Here is a 21077-nt window from a genome sequence, read left to right on the forward strand (position 1 = left end):
CAATTCTTAACGAAAAATAAATAAATTCGCATCATAAAAAAATTAATCATGGCAGATTTACAAAAAGGAAGTACTAAATTATTAAACGCTTGGGCTTTTTATGACTGGGCAAATTCAGTTTATACGCTTACCATCGCATCTGCCGTGTTTCCAATTTTTTACGAAGCTTTATTTTCGGAACGAGATCATTATATTGATGTTTTTGGTGTACATCTGAAAAATTCAGCTTTAATTAGTTTTGTTACCGCTTTTGCATTTTTATTGGTCGCTTTTATTTCACCTTTATTATCAGGTATTGCTGATTATGTGGGGGATAAAAAATCATTTATGAAGTTCTTTTGTTATTTGGGAGCATTATCTTGTATGGGATTATATTGGTTCAATCTTGAAAGTATATACATTGGATTGGCATTTTACTTTTTTGGATTGATTGGATATTGGGGAAGTTTGGTTTTTTATAATTCATATTTGCCTGATATAGCTTATGTGGAGCAACAGGATAAAATCAGTGCCAAAGGATATTCCTTAGGATACATTGGAAGTGTGATTTTATTGATCATTAATTTAGCGATGATAATGAAACCAAAACTTTTTGGAATTACAGGAACTGATGGAGAAGCGGCGATGAAAGCCATGCGATATTCCTTTATTATGGTTGGTGTGTGGTGGATTGTATTCAGTCAGTATACGTATTATTTTTTGCCAAAAGGCAATAAAAATGCCGATCGTAAAGTAACACACCATGTTATTTTTAATGGTTTGAAAGAGTTAAAAATAGTTTGGTTTTTATTGAACGAAAACATTGCATTAAAGCGGTATTTAGGCAGTTTTTTTGTTTCAAGTATGGCCGTACAAACAGTAATGCTTGTTGCCACTTACTTTGGCGCACAGGAAATTGCTTGGTCTTCTAAAGCCGAAAGTACAACAGGTTTAATTATTTGTATTTTAATTATTCAATTAGTGGCTGTTCTTGGAGCCATAATAACTTCAAGAGCTTCAGGCAAATTCGGAAATATTCCCACTTTAATTGGGATCAATTGTATTTGGGCAGTATTTTGTGCACTTGCATTTTTTATTACTTTGCCCATACATTTTTATGTGATGGCATCTATTGCAGGCCTTGTGATGGGAGGGATTCAGGCATTATCGCGCTCCACTTATTCAAAATTATTACCAGAAACACAGGATACCGCTTCTTTTTTTAGTTTTTATGATGTTGCTGAAAAAATTGGCATCGTAATAGGCATGTTAGTGTATGGAATTATTGACCAAATTACCGGCAGTCCAAGACTTGCCATCGTATTTTTGGGAGTATTCTTTGTTGTGGCTGTTGTTTTGTTGAGAAGAGTTCCAAAAAAAGGTGTCCTAAAGTAATAGAACACCTTTACTTTAAAAGAATATTGTCGAGTTAAGACTTAGAGATGGTACCGGAACCATTCATTTTTATATCTTTTTTCTTAGGATCACCTTTGTATTCAACATCTCCCGAGCCCGAAACTCTTGCATAAAGGTTTTCGCTGCAGAAAACTGTATTGTCTCCTAAATCAGAAACGGTAATTTTTACGTTTTTAGCTTTAAAATCGCAAGCATTACTAGCATTGAAATCATTGAAATTACTGCTAAAATTGACTATTCTCCCAGCTATTATCATATGACCCGAATCACTTAAGTAAGCATCAAAACATGCTCAATTATTTTATTTGGTTCTTGTTTGTCGTATCTAAAATCAGCGGTCAAACTCATTAAAAATTGAACCACATAGAAACATAGAATTAATTTAATTTTTTAATTTAAAACTATTCGGAAAAGTCGAAATTTAGCTGATATTGAAAAAAAGCCTATACTTTTTTTCTATTGTGAATTCAAATTACAATCAAAATTTATTTTTACAGGAATATAAACTATTTTTCTATGGGGTTTAAATCTTTATTTATTTTGATGCTTTTGTTGTGTCTAAAATATCACTTTCTGATGAAAAATAGGATAAAGATAGTTTCTTTTGGCACAAAGATTGACTCATTCAGCGCTATGCAGATAATGAAGATTAAACATTGCTTTTATCTAAAAAGAATATTTTGAAACCCTATATTTGCTTAAAGAATGAATTTTTTAATGACAAAAAGACTTAAATAATATATGTCAAATCATAAAATACTTACTATTGACAATCTGTCACTTCAGGAATTTGATTCGGAAGCAGATTTAATTCCACTTTTGACTCCCGAGGATGAGGAGGAAATGAATAATGAGGCTTTACCCGAATTATTGGCTATTTTACCTTTACGAAATATGGTTTTATTTCCCGGAGTTGTGATACCAATTACTGCGGGACGCGATAAATCAATAAAACTGATTAATGATGCTAATGCCGCTGGAAAAACTATTGGAGTTGTTGCTCAAATCAATGAGGAAGATGAAGATCCAACCAAAGATGATATTCATAAAATAGGTACTGTAGCCCGTATTTTGCGTGTGCTTAAAATGCCTGATGGGAATGTAACCGTAATTCTTCAAGGTAAAAAACGTTTCGAAATTGATTCTGTTATTAATGAAACGCCTTATATTACAGCGAAAATTAAGGAAGTTCCTGAAAAAAGACCTAAGAAAAATGATACTGAATTTGTAGCGATTCTGGATTCAATCAAAGAATTAGCCATTCAGATTATCAAAGAAAGTCCAAATATTCCCAGTGAAGCTACTTTTGCTATTAAGAATATTGAAAGCCAATCGTTTTTAGTCAATTTTGTGACTTCTAATATGAATCTTTCTGTTAAAGAGAAGCAAGATTTATTAGCTATTAATGAATTGAAAGAAAGAGCTTTAGAGACGCTTCGTTATATGAATATTGAGTTGCAAAAACTTGAATTAAAAAACGACATTCAATCTAAAGTTCGTTTTGATTTAGATCAACAACAACGTGAATATTTCCTCCATCAACAAATGAAAACCATCCAGGAAGAATTGGGTGGCGTTTCTCAGGACGAAGAAATGGACGAAATGTTGCAGAAGTCTTTGACCAAAAAATGGGATGAGAAAACCAAAAAACATTTTGAAAAAGAATTGTCTAAAATGCGCCGCATGAATCCGCAAGCGCCAGATTTTGGAATTCAAAGAAACTATTTAGAGTTATTCTTAGAATTGCCTTGGAATGAATATTCTAAAGATAAATTCGATTTAAAAAGAGCTCAAAAAATATTGGACAGAGATCATTTTGGTCTTGAAGATGTTAAGAAAAGAATGATAGAACATTTAGCAGTTTTAAAATTGCGAAATGATATGAAGTCTCCAATTATTTGTTTGACAGGACCTCCGGGAGTTGGAAAAACATCTATCGGGCGTTCTATAGCTGAAGCATTGGGTCGGAAATATGTTCGAATTTCTCTCGGTGGTTTACGTGATGAGGCGGAGATTCGAGGACACAGAAAAACCTACATCGGTGCCATGCCAGGACGAATTATTCAAAGTTTGAAAAAAGCAGGAACATCAAATCCGGTTTTTGTTTTGGATGAAATTGATAAGTTATCAAATAGTAATCAAGGAGATCCATCGTCAGCATTGCTGGAGGTTTTAGATCCGGAGCAAAACAATTCGTTTTATGACAACTTCCTTGAAATGGGATATGATTTATCTAAAGTGATGTTTATTGCGACTTCAAATAACATGGCAGCAATTCAACCAGCGTTGAAAGACAGAATGGAAATTATCAAAATGTCAGGTTATACGATTGAAGAAAAAGTAGAAATTGCACGCCAGCATTTGTTTCCAAGACAATTGAAAGAACACGGTTTAACGATAAAGGATTTAAGCATTGGTAAAAAACAATTAGAGAAAATTGTCGAAGGATACACTCGTGAATCGGGTGTTCGTGGTTTAGAGGCCAAAATTGCTCAAGTAATCCGTAATGCAGCAAAATCTGTTGCAATGGAAGAAGAGTATAACAAAAAAGTGACCGACGAAGATATCATAAAAACGCTTGGTGTACCAAGACTAGAAAGAGATAAATACGAGAACAATGATGTTGCTGGTGTGGTAACTGGTTTGGCTTGGACTTCTGTTGGTGGTGACATTCTGTTTATAGAATCGTTGCTTTCTCCGGGAAAAGGCAACATGACCATAACTGGAAATTTAGGAACGGTCATGAAAGAATCTGCAACCATTGCTTTAGAATATATTAAGGCAAATGCGAAACTTTTGGGGTTGGATTCAGAGATACTATCGAAATATAATATTCACTTACACGTTCCGGAAGGAGCCACTCCAAAAGACGGTCCAAGTGCCGGAATTGCAATGTTAACTTCATTAGTTTCGTTGTTTACACAAAAACGAGTGAAGAAAAACCTGGCGATGACAGGAGAAATCACGTTACGTGGAAAAGTGTTGCCAGTAGGCGGAATTAAAGAAAAAATTCTGGCAGCCAAAAGAGCCAACATTAAAGAAATCATTTTGTGTCACGAAAACAAAAGTAATATTGACGAAATAAAACCAGAATATCTGGAAGGACTTTCTTTTCATTATGTGAAAGAAATGAGCGAAGTATTAAAATTTGCTTTAACTGATCAGAAAGTTAAAAATGCAAAGGATTTGTAATCAATACAACTTCTAAATGTTAAAAATCCAACTTCCAAAACTTGATTTTCAAGAGATGGAATTTGGATTTTTTATTTGCGATTACGAGTTTCAAAGTTGCCATTTATTGTATTTATAATTTTATCTTCGCAGTTGCGTTTTTATTTTACACCAACTGCAATTTAGAGCATGTTAAAAAAACTTCTTCAATACTGTTTCCTCATCATTTGCGCTGTTTCTTACAGTCAGATAGGAGGGAAGTATACTTATCAGTTTTTAAACTTGGTCACGTCGCCAAGACAGGCAGCGTTGGGAGGAAAAGTAATTACGATTTATGATGATGACGTTAATCAGGTTCATTTTAATCCGGCAACTATAAATGCAGAAATGGACAACCATCTAGCTTTGAATTATGGAAGTTATTTCAAAGAAGTGACTTACGGAACAGCTTCTTACGCGTATACATATGACCGTCATTTGCAAACTTTTCAGGCTGGAGTAAATTACGTCAACTATGGCAATTTTGAAGGATATGACGAAAATGGTCAGCCAACAGCAGAATTTACAGGAAGTGAAATAGCCCTTTCTTTTGGCTATTCTTACAACATTCCTTATACTGACATTCACATTGGAGCCAGTGCAAAACTGATTTCTTCCAGTTTAGAAACCTATCATTCTTTTGGAGGAGCTCTTGATATCGGTGCTTTGTATATTGATGAAAGAAACGACGTAAATTGGGGTTTAGCCATCAGAAACATTGGAACTCAATTTTCTACGTATAATGGTATTAATGAACAATTGCCACTCGAAATAATAGCTGGAGTTTCACAGGAATTAGAAAATGTGCCTATTCGCTGGCATCTTACATTGGAGAATTTACAGCAGTGGAATATTGCTTTTTCAAATCCTGCACGATCGGAATCTTCATTTAATGGAGAATCCACCGAAGAAAAAGTATCTTTTGTAAATAATACTTTACGACACGTAATTGTGGGTGTTGAACTCTTCCCTAAAAAAGCATTTAACCTTCGAATAGGATATAATTTTAGAAGAGCGGAGGAATTACGGCTTTTAGAACAACGGAATTTCTCAGGAGTTTCATTGGGGTTTGGACTCAAATTAAATAAACTAAAGTTCAATTATTCGTATTCCAGATATACATTGGCCGGAAATACAAGCCTTTTTGGATTGACAATTAATTTTCAATAAGGATTTTGGTGTAACATAAAACTTAAAATTAAAAATTTTGGATAAAAAAATTACTATAGCCATTGATGGTTTCTCCTCTACAGGGAAAAGCACGTTGGCCAACCAACTAGCGAATCATTTAGGATTTATTTATGTTGATACGGGCGCGATGTATCGTGCAGTGACTTATTTTGCGATGCAAAACGGTTACATAAATGCGGATTCTTTTGATAAACAAACTTTAATTAATAGTCTGCCAAATATAAAATTGCAATTCAAATTCAATGTTGATTTGGGTTTCGCTGAAATGTATTTGAATGATGTCAATGTCGAAACCGAAATCAGAACGATTGAAGTGTCAAGCTTTGTGAGTAAAGTAGCCGAAGTTTCTGAGGTTCGCACCAAATTAGTGGAACAACAAAAAGAAATGGGAAAAGATAAAGGAATTGTAATGGATGGCAGGGATATTGGTACCGTAGTTTTTCCGGATGCCGAACTTAAAATTTTCATGACCGCTAGCGCAACTACAAGAGCAAAACGACGTTATGATGAGTTGGTCGCAAAAGTTGATACCGTAACATTTGAAGAAGTTTTGGCAAATGTAGAGGAGCGTGATTACATTGATACGCATCGCGAAGATTCTCCTTTGGTTATGGCTGAAGATGCAATAGAAATTGATAATTCACATTTGAATCGTGAGGAACAATTCAAGCTTGTTTTAGAATTGGTAAATGAAATTACTAAAACGATATAATTATTTGCAGATCTCATTTTTAATAGTAGATTTACGCCTTGTAAATTTTTTAAAATAAAAAAAAATTCGTCTCATGGGAATTAAAAATAGATTGGTAATAATGAGTTTTCTTCAGTTTTTTGTTTGGGGAGCTTGGTTAATTACCATTGCGAATTACTGGTTTGGCACCAAAAATTGGGAAGGAACTCAGTTTGGGCTGGTTTTTGGAACAATGGGAATTGCTTCTTTATTTATGCCAACACTGACCGGAATTATCGCTGACAGATGGGTAAATGCTGAAAAATTATACGGAATTCTTCATATTTTATATGCTGCAGTTCTATTCTATATTCCACAAGTTTCCACTCCGGAAACCTTTATTTATATTATGCTATTGGCAATGTGTTTTTACATGCCGACAATTGCCTTAAGCAATTCTATTTCTTACACCGCACTTAAACTTAATAATAAAGATGTTATTAAAGATTTTCCGCCCATCCGGGTTTGGGGAACAATTGGCTTTATTGTTGCGATGTGGATTACCAATTTAACGGGAAATAAAGCGACAGAGTATCAGTTTTACATCGCAGGTTTAGCGGCGATACTTTTGGGAATTTATTCTTTTACGTTACCAAAATGTAAACCGCAACGCTTGTCTAAAGAGAATGCTTCTGTGATGGAAACATTAGGATTAGAATCGTTTAAATTATTTGCAGATTATAAAATGGCTTTGTTTTTTGTTTTCTCCATGTTTTTGGGAGGCGCTTTACAATTAACAAATGCGTATGGAGATGTTTTCTTGGATGAATTCAAACATTTTCCAAAATATGCGGATTCTTTCGTTGTGGAATATTCAACGATTATAATGTCAATTTCTCAAATTTCGGAGACTTTATTTATTCTCGCGATTCCTTTTTTTCTAAGACGTTTTGGTATCAAACAAGTGATGTTAATTAGTATGTTGGCTTGGGTATTGCGTTTTGGATTATTTGCTTACGGAAATCCAACAAGCGGATTATGGATGATTATCATGTCTTGCGTGGTTTACGGAATGGCCTTTGATTTCTTTAATATATCAGGATCATTATTTGTTGAAACCAATACAGATCCAAAAAATCGTTCTTCGGCACAAGGATTGTTTATGATGATGACCAATGGTTTTGGAGCGGTTTTAGGAAGTTTTACCTCCGGATGGGCTATTGATAAATACTTTACAAAATCATTTAATAATACTACAGATTTGGCTGGTTTTCTGGAAACAGAAACGACAAATTCAAAAATGTTGGAATTTGTTACTGGCCAAGGAAATACAATTACAGCCGATGGATTGTTCAGTAAAGCCATTTTTATGAAAGACTGGCATACGATTTGGCTGGCTTTTGCTATTTACGCATTGATAATTGCGGTTGCATTTGCTGTTTTATTTAAGCACAAACACAATCCTTTGGATGTGCAAAATGTAAGTCATTAAAAAGCGACGGAAAAATGAATAGAATCCGATAACTGAAATATAGTTATCGGTTTTTTTTATGCTGAAAAATACCGATTTAAGCTAACTAGCCCCGAGTGAAGCGGCATCCTTTTACACAGCTTCCAGCCCTCAAAAGGCTGGAAGCTGTGTAAAAGATATAGCGGAAAGCGGGAACTTTACCTGCAAAAAAAACCAATTATTTCGCTCCTGATTTTCAATCGATTATCTTACCTGTAAAATTTTGCTAATTAAGATAAATGTGTTACTTTTGCAGTCCTTTTGGTGAATAAGAGTTTCCTTTAGGGTTCAACTAATTATACAAACAACTTCTGTTGTTTTCTAGCACAGTAAGAAACTCGAGAGAACGCAGAATACAAATTTTTAATCAGCATGTCTGAACAAGTAAAATCACAAGAAGAGTTTTTAGCAAATTTTAACTGGCACAATTTCGAAGAAGGTATTGATGCTGTTGATGAGAAAAACTTATTAGAATTCGAAGAATTAGTTTCAAAAACATTTATCGCTACGGATCAAGAAGAAGTGGTTGATGGTACAGTTGTTAGAATTACAGATAGAGACGTTATCGTTGATATCAACGCAAAATCGGAAGGTGTTATTTCATTGAACGAATTCCGTTACAACCCAGCATTAAAAGTAGGTGATACTGTTGAGGTATTAATTGACATCCGTGAGGATAAAACAGGTCAATTAGTATTATCTCACAGAAAAGCACGTACTATCAAATCTTGGGATAGAGTTATTTCGGCTAACGAAACAGGAGAAATCGTTAATGGTTTTGTAAAATGCAGAACTAAAGGTGGTATGATCGTTGACGTTTTCGGAATTGAAGCGTTTTTACCAGGATCTCAAATTGATGTTAAGCCAATTAGAGACTACGATGTATATGTAAACAAAATGATGGAATTCAAAGTGGTAAAAATTAACCACGAATTCAAAAATGTTGTTGTTTCGCATAAAGCGCTTATTGAAGCGGATATCGAAATCCAGAAAAAAGAAATCATCGGTCAATTACAAAAAGGACAAGTATTAGAAGGTGTTGTTAAAAACATTACTTCTTATGGTGTCTTTATTGACTTAGGTGGAGTTGATGGATTAATTCACATTACTGACCTTTCTTGGAGTCGTATTAACCACCCAAGTGAAGTGCTGGAATTAGACCAAAAATTAAATGTTGTAATCCTTGATTTCGATGATGAGAAAACAAGAATTCAATTAGGATTGAAACAATTAAATGCTCACCCATGGGACGCTTTAGATGCTAACTTAAAAATTGGTGATAAAGTAAAAGGTAAAGTAGTTGTAATCGCTGATTACGGTGCTTTCATCGAAGTTGCTGAAGGTGTTGAAGGTTTAATCCACGTTTCTGAAATGTCTTGGTCTACTCATTTACGTTCTGCACAAGATTTCGTAAAAGTAGGTGATGTTGTTGAAGCTGTTATCTTAACTTTAGATAGAGATGACCGTAAAATGTCATTAGGTATCAAACAATTGTCTCAAGATCCTTGGACTGATATCACTGCTAAATACCCAATAGGGTCTAAACACTCAGGTATCGTTAGAAACTTTACAAACTTTGGAATTTTTGTAGAATTAGAAGAAGGAATTGATGGATTAATTTACATCTCTGACTTGTCTTGGACTAAAAAAATCAAACATCCATCTGAATTTGTAAACGTTGGTGAAAAACTTGACGTAGTAGTATTAGAATTAGATGTTGAAGGACGTAAATTATCTTTAGGTCACAAACAAACTACCGCTAATCCTTGGGATCAGTATGAAGATTCTTTCGCTGTAGGAACTATCCACACAGGTGAAATTTCTGAAATTGTTGACAAAGGAGCTACTGTAGAATTCGGAGATGATATCGTTGCTTTCATTCCTACTCGTCACCTTGAAAAAGAAGACGGAAAGAAATTGAAAAAAGGAGAATCAGCTGATTTCAAAGTAATCGAATTCAATAAAGAATTCAAAAGAGTAGTTGCATCTCACACTGCTATCTTCCGTGAAGAAGAAGATAAAAATGTGAAAACAGCTATTGAAAACACTTCATCTAACTCATCTACAAATGCACCAGCTGCAACTTTAGGTGACAATAATGACGTATTAGCAGCATTAAAAGCTAAAATGGAAAAATCAGAGAAAAAATAATTTCTTAATTTTTTGAATATAGAAAGCTCCGCAATTTGCGGAGCTTTTTTTGTTTAAAGGTTTGTTATTGAGTTATTTTGATTGCTTTTATTTTGTAATAGTACATTAAATTTTTGTACGAAAAAAAATATTAAATGATTTATTGATTTATATTTACATGTCTAATAATTGTAAATATGAAAAAAATCTACTTTTTACTTATTGCTTTATGTGTTTTTAATGGTTTGAGTGCGCAGATTGTGAATATTCCTGATGCCAATCTTAAAGCGAAACTTCTATCAGCAAACACAAGTAATGTTGTGGCAGGTTATAATTTCATGCAAGGTATTCAATTAGATGCAAATCATAATGGTGAGATTGAAATAAGCGAAGCTTTAGCAATACAATATTTAGATGTTTCAAATAGTAATATAAGTAATTTAACAGGAATCCAGAGCTTCGTTAATTTGAGACAAATTATTTGTTCAAATAATAATTTGACTACAATTGATTTATCTTCATTTGAAACATTATTCGGCATTTTTTGCAGTCATAATTTATTGACTTCAATTATTTTTCCAAGATTTATTAGAGATGAAGGTATAGATTTATCATATAATTTTTTAAAGACTATTGAATTGCCTTTTAGTAATTTTTTTCAATTCAATTGTAGTAATAATCCTGATCTTAATAAATTGATTTTAAAAGATGCAGAAATAGAAACTATAGGTGATTTTTATTATAATGCTTCTTTATTTTCTAATTGTCCAAATTTGAAATATATCTGTGTTCGGGAAGGCAATATTCGTAATATGGAAAGAATTATAAAATCTAACAATTATACCAATTGTAATGTGAATTCATATTGTTCCTTTGTTCCAGGTGGAGTATTTTATTCTATACAAGGAAAAAATAAGTTAGACAGTAATACTAATGGATGCGATGTTCTTGATGTTATTGTTCCAAATTTAAAATTTAATATAACTAACGGCCCAACAATTGGAAGTTTAATATCCAGTACTGCAGGAAATTATTCCATTCCTGTTCAAGCAGGAACTCACACTATCACTCCATCATTAGAAAACTCAAATTATTTTACAATTTCTCCAGCAACAGTAAACGTTACTTTTCCAACACAAGCAAGTACGTTTGTACAAGATTTTTGTGTTACACCCAATGGTTCCCATCCTGATTTAGAAGTCACTTTATTGCCATTGCAACCTGCAAGACCCGGATTTGACGCGAAGTATAAAATCATATATAAAAACAAAGGAAATACTATTCAATCAAGTTTCGTAAATCTTGCCTTTGATGATACCGTTTTGGATTTAGTTGTGTCAAATCCTGTAACAACAAATCAAACCACAAACAATTTGTCTTGGAGTTTCACTAATTTATTGCCATTTGAAACTCGCGAAATTACATTTACTCTCAACGTGAATTCTCCTATGGAAACCCCAGCAGTGAATAATGGAGACGTTTTGGCATACACAACAAAAATTGTTTCTTCAGCTATTGATGAAATTCCAAAAGACAATACATTCACAATGAATCAGACGGTTGTAGGTTCATTCGATCCTAACGACAAAACCTGTTTAGAAGGCACAACGATTTCTCCAAGTTTGATAGGAGAATATGTGCATTATCTAATTCGTTTTGAAAATACCGGAACTTATCCAGCCAAAAATATTGTAGTGAAAGATATAATTGATTTATCAAAATTTGATATTTCGACTTTAGTTCCAACAAAAGCAAGTCATTCCTACATCACTAAAATAAGTGCGGGCAACAAAGTAGAATTTATCTTTGAGAACATCAATCTTCCTTTTGATGATGCAAATAATGATGGGTTTATTGCTTTCAAAATTAAGACCAAACCAACGCTAGTGGTGAATGATACTTTTATAAATGAGGCTAGTATCTTTTTTGATTATAATTTTCCAATTGTAACGAATAAAGCAACTTCAATATTTAAAACATTGGTAATACAAGATTTTAAATTTTCAAACTATTTTACTCTCTATCCAAACCCTGTAAATGAAATCCTGAATATTGTTACAATAAATGAAATTGAAGTGAAATCGATTGCTGTTTATAATATTTTGGGACAACTCGTTATAGCGCTTCCTAATGTAAAAGTAATTTCTAAAATTGATGTGTCGAATTTAAAAACGGGTAATTATTTCATTAAAATAGATTCAGATAAGGGAAGTTCGAGTATGAAGTTTATTAAAAATTAAACATTGTAGTTGAACAATAGAAAACCGTTTCTATTTTTAGAAACGGTTTTTTTACGTTGTATTTCATTGCCTCATAATATTTAATAATTAAAATAATTTCATTTTTTTAAAACCAAATTCATTTAAACACCGTAAATGAAATTATATAACTTAAAAAAACAGATTTTATGAAAACTAGAAAATTTTTATCAATTGCATTTATTGCATTAGTATTCGGAGCAACTTCATTCGCTCAAAAAACAGTTATGGTTGGAGGAGCGGCTATGTATCCAACTAAAAATATTGTTGAAAATGCAATGAATTCGAAAGACCATACCACATTAGTTGCAGCGGTAAAAGCAGCGGGATTAGTAGAAACATTACAAAGTAAAGGACCATTTACCGTTTTTGCCCCTACAAATGCCGCATTCAATAAATTACCAAAAGGAACAGTGGAAACATTATTGATGCCAGAGAACATGAAAATGTTGCAAACAATACTAACCTATCATGTTGTTGCAGGAAAAATGAATGCTTCAGATATAGCGAAAGCTATTAAAAAAGGAAAAGGAAAAGCAACAATGAAAACAGTGAGTGGTGGAACTTTAACAGCTTGGATGAAAGGGAAAGATTTATATATCTCCGATGAGAATATGAACAAAGCTAAAGTAACGATTGCTGATGTAAACCAATCAAATGGTGTGATTCATGTCATTGACGCTGTAGTTTTACCAAAAAAATAATTTTAGAGGTTGATATTTTGTTAGTCTTAAGAGCCCTGCATTTGTAGGGCTCTTTTGTTTTAAAAAAAATCCCGATTCTAATTTTAGAATCGGGATTTTCTCAAATATATAAACTTAACTTATCGTAAACTAGCTCCAAGTTCTGTTTCAAAATTCTTTTGCAGTTTGCTCATAATTTTGTCAATCTGAACATCCGTCAAAGTTTTTGAGGTGTCTTGTATAATGAAACTTAACGCGTAAGATTTTTTACCTTCGGGAAGATTCTGTCCTTCGTATACATCAAATAAATCGATATCTTTTAGTAATGATTTCTCGGTTTGACGGGCAATTTTATAAATGCTTTCATAAGTAACATTTTGATCTATCAGCAAGGCTAAATCTCTGCGAACTTCAGGGTATTTAGGAATCTCAGCATATTTAATTTTGGTAGCAATTTTCTTTAAAATTAAATCCCAATCAAAATCAGCATAAAATACTTCTTGTTTAATTCCAAAATGTTTTAAAATAGATTTTTTTACTACTCCTAATTCAACAATCTTTTGATTACCAATTTCAATAGCTATTCCCTCTGAAAATACATCAGATGTGATCGGTAAATTTTGTGTCTTTTCAATCCCTAATCTCGAAAGTATTCCAGAGACATATCCTTTAAATAAAAAGAAATCGGACGTTTGTTGTACACTAGTCCAGTTTTCTTGATTTCTGTTTCCAGAAAGAAATAAGCTCATGTGCTTTTTTTCCTCGTAACCAGCAAGATAGTTATGGTATGTTTTTCCGAATTCAAATAATTTCAAATCAGCATTTTTGCGATTGATATTATAAGAAACTGCTTCCAGTCCTGAAAACAATAACGATTGACGCATTGTTGATAGATCAGCACTTAACGGATTAAGCATAGTGACATTGTGAGAGGGATTCAACTGCTCTGAAAGGGCAATATAGGAAGCCGTAGTCAGTGAATTTGCCATCATTTCATGGAATCCCTGTGAGTTTAATTGTGAGGCAATTGTGTTTTGAATTTTATAGTCTTCATTTCTTGGCGCATTGAAAACTGTAGCATTAAGTTTTTTCGAAAAATTAATATTATTGTAACCATACACTCTCAAAATCTCCTCTATTACATCAATTTCTCGTTCTACATCCACACGATAATTAGGAATTGTCAATCCAAGTCCTGCATCAGAAACACTATTAACTTTAATGTCTAATGAAACTAAAATTTTCTTGATAATATCTTTTGGTAATTGCTGACCAATAATCTTATCAACATTACTGAAATTTAAAAACACATTAACATTTTCTAATTTTTTTGGATAAACATTAATTAAATCCGATGTAATTTCTCCCCCAGCTACTTCCTGAATCAATAAGGCAGCACGTTTTAAAGCATACTCCGTAATGGTTGGATCAATTCCTCTTTCAAAACGAAATGAGGCATCCGTATTCAATTGATGTCTTTTAGCCGTTTTTCGGATACTTACGGGATTAAAATAGGCGCTTTCCAAGAAAATTGAATTAGTATTTTCAGAAACTCCTGATTTTTTTCCGCCAAAAACACCAGCAATGCATAAAGGACCTTTTTCATCACAAATCATTAAATCTTCTTCGTGTAAGGTTCTTTCAACGTCGTCTAGAGTAACAAATTTAGTTCCTGCAGGAAGAGTTTGCACTACGATTTTTCCGTTGATTTTTGCGGCATCAAATGCGTGAAGTGGCTGACCCAATTCATGCAAAACATAATTGGTAACATCTACAATATTATTTTTTGGATTTAATCCAATGGCTTTCAATCTGTTTTGTAACCAAGCCGGGGATGGTTTTACTTCTATTCCAGAAATAGTTACACCACAATAGCGGGGCGCAAGTTTGGGCTCTTTTAAATCAATATCAATCTTCAAAGTTCTTTTGTCAACTCTAAAATTACTTACGGATGGAGTAATCAGTTCCACACTAACGCCGCTTTGTAACATTCCTGCTCTCAAATCACGGGCAGTTCCCAAATGACTCATCGCGTCGGCACGATTAGGTGTTAATCCAATTTCGAACACTTCATCATCCTCTATTTTGAAAACTGTTGCAGCAGGAGTTCCTGGTGTTAAAGAATCATCTAAAATCATAATTCCGTCATGGCTTTCTCCAAGACCTAATTCATCTTCGGCGCAAATCATTCCGTGACTTTCCTGACCACGAATTTTTCCTTTTTTTATTGAAAAAGCAACTCCTTCTTTGTCATATAATGTAGTTCCAATAGTAGCAACCGGCACTTTTTGTCCAACGGCAACATTGCTGGCACCACATACAATCTGAACTGGAACGCCATTACCTAAATCTACTGTAGTTATTTTCAATCTGTCGGCATCGGGATGTTGAATACAGGTAATTACATGTCCTACAACGATGCCTTCTAACCCGCCTTTCACCGATTGGTATTTTTCAACAATTTCGACTTCCAGACCTAAATCGGTTAGCAATGCCGCTGTTTCTTCGGATTTCCAGTCTATTTTAATGAATTGTTTTAACCAGTTGTAAGATATTTTCATCTGTAAATTTTAATGAGATTACTTCGTCAGTTCGACTTTCGGTCTCGGTTGCAAATATAAGGATTGCAGGTTGGAGTAAAAAACAATTTTTTTTGTTTTTTATATGTGATTTGGGATATTAAGTATTTGTGAGAAATGTTAAATTACTAATGTTAAGCATAAATAAATATGAATTAAATAATAAAATTAGGTTAAAAAAACACAAATGAAAATTTAATGCTATTAGTTGGATGAATTATGCTATTCTGAGGAAAAATAGTAGACTAAATTTGGTAAAATATAAAAAAATAATAATATGGATAACGTAGTGCAAAGACCTGAATTTAAGGCAAAATATGATAATTATATTGGAGGAAAATTCGTCGCACCAGTTAAAGGTGAATACTTTGATGTATTTTCTCCAATTGATGGTAAAGTATTTACTCAAGCGGCACATTCAACCAAAGAAGATTTAGATATTGCCGTTGATAAAGCATATGAAGCTTTTCAGACTTGGGGAAAAACATCTGTTACAGAGCGAAGTAATTTATTGAATAAAATTGCTCAAGTTATTGAAGATAATTTAGAATATCTTGCAACCGTTGAGACTATTGATAACGGAAAAGCTATTAGAGAAACTTTAGCGGCAGATATGCCATTAGTGGTTGATCACTTCAGGTATTTTGCGGGAGTAATTCGTGCAGAAGAAAGTTCAATAGCCGAATTAGATTCACAAACGGTTTCCATCGCATTAAGTGAGCCTTTAGGAGTTATTGCTCAAATAATTCCTTGGAATTTTCCAATCTTAATGGCCGTTTGGAAACTCGCTCCGGCATTAGCCGCAGGGAATACTGTAGTTTTAAAGCCAGCAGAAAGCACTCCAATTTCTATTTTGATATTAATGGAATTGATAGGAGATCTTCTTCCTCCTGGAGTTATCAATATTGTAAATGGTTTTGGCTCTGAACTTGGAAGAGCTTTGGTAACCAATAAAAAAGTGTCGAAAGCAGCTTTTACAGGTTCAACGCCAACTGGTCGTTTAGTGATGCAATATGCAACTGAAAACATTATTCCGGTAACATTAGAATTAGGCGGAAAATCTCCAAATATTTTCATGAAATCAGTTGGTGATGCTGACGATGATTTCTTTGATAAGGCCATTGAAGGAGCAGTAATGTTCGCTTTAAATCAAGGTGAAATTTGTACCTGTCCTTCTCGTTTATTAGTTCACGAAGATATTTATGATAAATTTATTGCCCGTGTGATCGAAAGAACAGAAGCAATTAAAATGGGAAATCCATTGGACAAAACAACGATGATGGGAGCGCAGACATCATTAGTTCAAAAAGAAAAAATTCTTTCTTACATTAAATTAGGAAAAGAAGAAGGTGCCGAATTGTTAACTGGTGGTGAAGAAAATCATTTAGAAGGAAATTTATCGGAAGGATATTACATCAAACCAACACTTTTCAAAGGACACAACAAAATGCGTATTTTCCAAGAAGAAATTTTTGGACCAGTTTTGGCAGTAACTACTTTCAAGACTACGGAAGAAGCGATTGCTATTGCAAATGATACGATGTATGGTCTGGGGGCCGGGCTTTGGACACGTGATGCACATGAAATTTATCAGGTTCCAAGAGCAATTCAAGCAGGTCGTGTTTGGATTAATCAATTCCATTCTTATCCTGCCGGAGCTCCTTTTGGAGGGTACAAACAATCAGGAATTGGTCGTGAAAATCACAAAATGATGTTAGGTCACTACCGTCAAACTAAAAATATGTTGATTTCTTACGATAAAAAGAAATTAGGTTTCTTTTAGTAGTTACAGATTTTCGTTAATAACTAACCTGACAGATTTTAAAATTTGTCAGGTTTTATTTTAAATAAAAAAAGATGACAAAAAGAATTGATGCCACAAAAAAAGCAATAGAACTAATCAAAATATTGCAGGAAAAACATGGTGATTTGATGTTTTATCAAGCGGGAGGTTGTTGCGAAGGAACGCAACCACAATGTTTTGAAAAAGGAGGTTTTTACCAAAGATTGGGTGATGTTTGCATTGGTACAATCGAAAACACGGAGTTTTGGGTAGACAAGGATTTATTCGAATATTGGAAACACGCGCATTTTACTTTGGATGTAATTGATGCATTTGGCGTTGGGGGATTTTCCTTGGAAACACCATTGAAGAAAACATTCCGAATTGAATATCGCATTTTTACACCTGATGAAGAACTTTCACTGGAGCCTGTGACCTACATTGAATAAGAGTTAGTTCACAAACAATAATTGATATTGTTTAGGAGTAATTCCTTCATGTTTTTTAAACAATCGAATAAAGTAATTGCAATCTTCAAATCCGGATAAATAACAAACTTCATTGATTTGTATCGAAGGATTTTTGAGCAACAGTTTGGCACATCTTATTTTTTCGCCGATAACAAATTCGATAGGACTCATTCCTAATTCTTTTTTGAAAAAACGATAGAAGGAAGTAGTGCTCATACATGCTTTTTCGCTCAAATGTTTCATGCTGAAATTTTCTTTTAAATTCGACCGAATGAATTCGACTACTTGCGTAATAGGATTTTTTGGATCTGTAAATAATCCATCATCAATTGCTTTGGCAGTTTGTGTTTGAATAATCCGAATTAATAGCTCCTGTAAAGTTAAATCAGCGAGCGCATCTTTTGTAATTGACGTGCTCATGCATTCTTTGATTAACTTATTAATTGTTGTTGCTAATTCGATATTGTTATAAAAAAAGTAATTTTGGTAGTTTAATTGCCAGAATTGATTGTTTCCTTCTTTTGGATATCGCTCATTCAAAAACTGTAATGTATCCGTGATTTTAGTTTGTTCTATCGCCAAAGCCAAACATTGCGTAGGATTATTTTTTGAAGCCTCCGGAAAATCAATTTTCATTTCCACATTCGAGGGAATTACAACGGTTTCTCCAGGTAAGTAAACAAATCCCGGATCATCAAAAAGGTGCATTACTTTTTTACCACGTAACATGCTGGTCACCACAAAATCATTAAATTTTAAAGGAACTAAAGCAGAAGATTCATAAGTCTCAAAAAGATTCAATTCACAATGGTTTAACGAATAAACGGTTCTGTTTTCTACTAATGTTTTCAACGATTTCTCGTTAGATAAATGAGGTGGATTTATAAAAGCACGATTACTGTTCATAGTTTTAAACTTAAAGAAAGGTAAAATTTAAAATTAATGAAAATAATTTTAATCAAAGTGAAGTTTAACAAAATTTAAATTAATTCTTCTACATGTTTTTTAATGTTCTCCGCAATTTTATGCGTTGGTAAATCGTTTGCATCGCTTCCAAAAGGATCTTCAATTTCCTCCGCAATCAACTCTAAACTCGCCAAAACATAAAATATAAATACGACCACAGGAACTACATAATAGCCGAGACTAAAAGCATATCCAAAAGGCAAAGTCATTACATAAAAGAAGATAAATTTTTTAAGAAATGCACTGTATGAGTAAGGAATAGGCGTGTTTTTAATTCGTTCGCAAACACCACAAATATCAGTAAATGATTTTATTTCCTCGTTTAATATTATCAGTTGATCGCCAGTTATTTTCTTAGATTCGTATAAATCACTAATCTTCTGAAATAACATCTTCGCTACTTGATTGGGCTTGTGTTTATGATGATCAATTTCTAAATCAACATTTTCAAACAATTGTTTACTGGTATCTTCATCGTTCAAATGTTTATGCAAAATGGAGGCATAACCGGGAATCATTTTTCGAAAGTACTTTCTATCTTTTTCGTCATGCAAAATAATTGATAATTTAATGGCTAAATTACGGCTATTGTTGACTAATGCACCCCACATTTTACGACCTTCCCACCAACGATCATAAGCAGTATTGGTTCTGAAAACCAGTAATAATGAAATTACGAAACCAAGCATTCCGTGCATGATTGTAATGTTCTTTACATAACTATTGTCAGCTAATTTTAAGTATTCAACTTCTAAATAGCCTATAATTCCGGAATAAAGTCCAATAGCGAACATTATGGGCATTAATGTTCTAAAAGTGTCTGCTTTGTGAAAGCGGAAAATAAATGTAAACCAATCTTTTGTATTGTACGAAATCATTTAAGATACTATTTTTAACAAAAGTAAATTAAAAAATAAGATTTCCTGCCAATTCTCGTAAAGCGATTTCAGATAATTTTCCTTGGAATTGCGCATTGCTGTACCGTACTTTTGCGTTCACATAATTCAACTGTGCCGTTCTGAATTCTAAAGTAGTTATAGTTCCAATGCGGAATTTGTCTAATGTTATATTCAAATTTTGTTTGGCTATTAGTTCATTTTTTTCTTCCAATGCAATCAATTCTAAATTTGTCAAATAGGTTTGATAAGAGGTCGCTAACTGTGAATTAATAGCTAAATTTTGCTGATCTATATTTAATTTGGAATTTTCAATTTGAATCTTGGCAATTTTTTCATTTCGATTTTGCGCAAAACCATCAAATAAATTCAGTGAAGCGCTGAAACCATAATTCAAACCTCTGGATTGTGATTGAGCCACAAACCCAAGACTGGATTGACTTTCTGAAAAATTATAGGCAGTATTTACGCGAACGTTAGGATAACGTGCCGCTTTTATTTGCTTCAATTCCAATTCACCGACTCTCTTATTAATAATTTGCGCTTCTAATTGTGGATTTTGTTTTTCAGCTAAAGCTTTTAATTCTGGTAGTGATAATAAGGAATCAACTTTCAAAACATCAATTACTTGAAAATCCGTAGCAACATCTCTGGCTAACAGTTGGTTTAATAAAATCTTACTGTTCGCGTACAATTCTTTTTGTCTTAACAATGCTACCTGATCTGTATTCAAATCTACTTGGGCATTCAAAACTTCTAACTTTGAAGCTTTTCCGATGGTAAATCTGTTTTGGGCCAAAGTTAATCGCTGGTTTGAAATAACGATTGTTGTGTCCAAAGCAGCTAATTGTTGCTGCTGTTGTACCAAATCGTAATACGCAGCATTCACATCGCTGATTCTTGTGATTACGGTTAATTTTAATTGTGCTTCACCCAGTTTTTGCAATTCTTTCAACTGATCCATTCTGGCAAACATGCGAAAACCATCAAAAACGGTCCAATTTAATCCAACGCCATAGTTTAAACTATTATTTTTAGCATTGTCTAATTCAGTTTTTGTTCCGTCCTGACGTATTTGTGAACTGTTCTGAATACTGTTATTATCAACTACATTAGCTGAAACAGTTGGTAACATTCCTGCATTACCGATAGCTACATTTGTTTTTTGAATAGTCAAATTATTGGTTGCAATTTTTATTTCGTAATTGTTTTCCAAAGCGATTTTTACAGCGCTCTCTAATGTCAGCACTTCCTGCGCATTAGCTGTCGCTACGCAGAAAAAGATTAATATAAAGCTTTGAAAAAGTATTTTAGTATGTGTCATAATTATATTTTT

General features: G+C 33.3%; 14 protein-coding genes and 1 pseudogene. 10 read left to right on the forward strand and 5 right to left on the reverse strand.

Translation table 11 applies throughout. From position 1 onward, the window contains the following. Positions 1-48: 48 nt before the first annotated feature. The gene (locus ACP7AV_RS05770) at positions 49-1374 is read left to right on the forward strand and encodes an MFS transporter (RefSeq protein WP_426091120.1); all 1326 of its coding nucleotides are present in this window, start codon (positions 49-51) and stop codon (positions 1372-1374) included. Positions 1375-1408: 34 nt separating this feature from the next. Here ACP7AV_RS05770 and ACP7AV_RS05775 read toward each other — a convergent pair. Then, a pseudogene (locus ACP7AV_RS05775) lies at positions 1409-1666 on the reverse strand (GIN domain-containing protein); the annotation flags it as partial. A 470-nt stretch (positions 1667-2136) separates the two neighbouring features. On the opposite strand from ACP7AV_RS05775, the gene lon reads away from it, so the two are divergent. The 7 genes from lon (at position 2137) to ACP7AV_RS05810 (ending at position 13068) form a co-directional block, all read left to right on the forward strand. After that, entirely contained in the window at positions 2137-4587 is a 2451-nt protein-coding gene (gene lon / locus ACP7AV_RS05780) for an endopeptidase La (RefSeq protein WP_426091121.1), read from the forward strand. 168 nt (positions 4588-4755) lie between these two features. After that, positions 4756-5775, forward strand: coding sequence for a type IX secretion system protein PorQ (gene porQ, locus ACP7AV_RS05785; protein WP_426091122.1), 1020 nt, complete (start codon positions 4756-4758; stop codon positions 5773-5775). Between the two features lie 37 nt (positions 5776-5812). After that, positions 5813-6508, forward strand: coding sequence for a (d)CMP kinase (gene cmk, locus ACP7AV_RS05790; protein ID WP_426091123.1), 696 nt, complete (start codon positions 5813-5815; stop codon positions 6506-6508). A 73-nt stretch (positions 6509-6581) separates the two neighbouring features. After that, positions 6582-7958, forward strand: coding sequence for a nucleoside permease (locus ACP7AV_RS05795; protein ID WP_426091124.1), 1377 nt, complete (start codon positions 6582-6584; stop codon positions 7956-7958). Between the two features lie 390 nt (positions 7959-8348). Next, on the forward strand, positions 8349-10127 hold the full coding sequence (gene rpsA, locus ACP7AV_RS05800) for a 30S ribosomal protein S1 (RefSeq protein ID WP_426091125.1): 1779 nt from the start codon (positions 8349-8351) through the stop codon (positions 10125-10127). A 176-nt stretch (positions 10128-10303) separates the two neighbouring features. Continuing rightward, positions 10304-12346, forward strand: coding sequence for a DUF7619 domain-containing protein (locus ACP7AV_RS05805; protein WP_426091126.1), 2043 nt, complete (start codon positions 10304-10306; stop codon positions 12344-12346). A gap of 167 nt (positions 12347-12513) precedes the next feature. Further along, a complete protein-coding gene (locus ACP7AV_RS05810; protein ID WP_426063651.1) occupies positions 12514-13068 on the forward strand; it encodes a fasciclin domain-containing protein in 555 nt (184 codons plus the stop codon). A 119-nt stretch (positions 13069-13187) separates the two neighbouring features. Here ACP7AV_RS05810 and pheT read toward each other — a convergent pair whose 3' ends face one another. Continuing rightward, positions 13188-15608, reverse strand: coding sequence for a phenylalanine--tRNA ligase subunit beta (gene pheT / locus ACP7AV_RS05815; protein ID WP_426091127.1), 2421 nt, complete (start codon positions 15606-15608; stop codon positions 13188-13190). Between the two features lie 295 nt (positions 15609-15903). Here pheT and ACP7AV_RS05820 point away from each other — a divergent pair, with 295 nt between their 5' ends. Both ACP7AV_RS05820 and ACP7AV_RS05825 read left to right on the forward strand, forming a co-directional pair. After that, entirely contained in the window at positions 15904-17409 is a 1506-nt protein-coding gene (locus ACP7AV_RS05820; protein WP_426091128.1) for an aldehyde dehydrogenase family protein, read from the forward strand. Positions 17410-17483: 74 nt separating this feature from the next. After that, complete coding sequence (locus tag ACP7AV_RS05825) at positions 17484-17858, forward strand: DUF779 domain-containing protein (protein ID WP_426063654.1); 375 nt, start codon at positions 17484-17486, stop codon at positions 17856-17858. Between the two features lie 3 nt (positions 17859-17861). Here ACP7AV_RS05825 and ACP7AV_RS05830 read toward each other — a convergent pair whose 3' ends face one another. From ACP7AV_RS05830 to ACP7AV_RS05840, 3 genes are all read right to left on the reverse strand, one after another. Continuing rightward, positions 17862-18785, reverse strand: a complete 924-nt coding sequence (locus ACP7AV_RS05830) for an AraC family transcriptional regulator (RefSeq protein ID WP_426091129.1) — start codon at positions 18783-18785, stop codon at positions 17862-17864. Between the two features lie 74 nt (positions 18786-18859). After that, complete coding sequence (locus tag ACP7AV_RS05835; RefSeq protein ID WP_426091130.1) at positions 18860-19723, reverse strand: bestrophin family protein; 864 nt, start codon at positions 19721-19723, stop codon at positions 18860-18862. A 28-nt stretch (positions 19724-19751) separates the two neighbouring features. Next, complete coding sequence (locus ACP7AV_RS05840) at positions 19752-21065, reverse strand: TolC family protein (RefSeq protein ID WP_426091131.1); 1314 nt, start codon at positions 21063-21065, stop codon at positions 19752-19754. Positions 21066-21077 lie beyond the last annotated feature (12 nt).

This window comes from Flavobacterium sp. DSR3-2 (assembly GCF_049896525.1).
In the GTDB taxonomy this organism is placed as follows: Bacteria; Bacteroidota; Bacteroidia; order Flavobacteriales; family Flavobacteriaceae; genus Flavobacterium.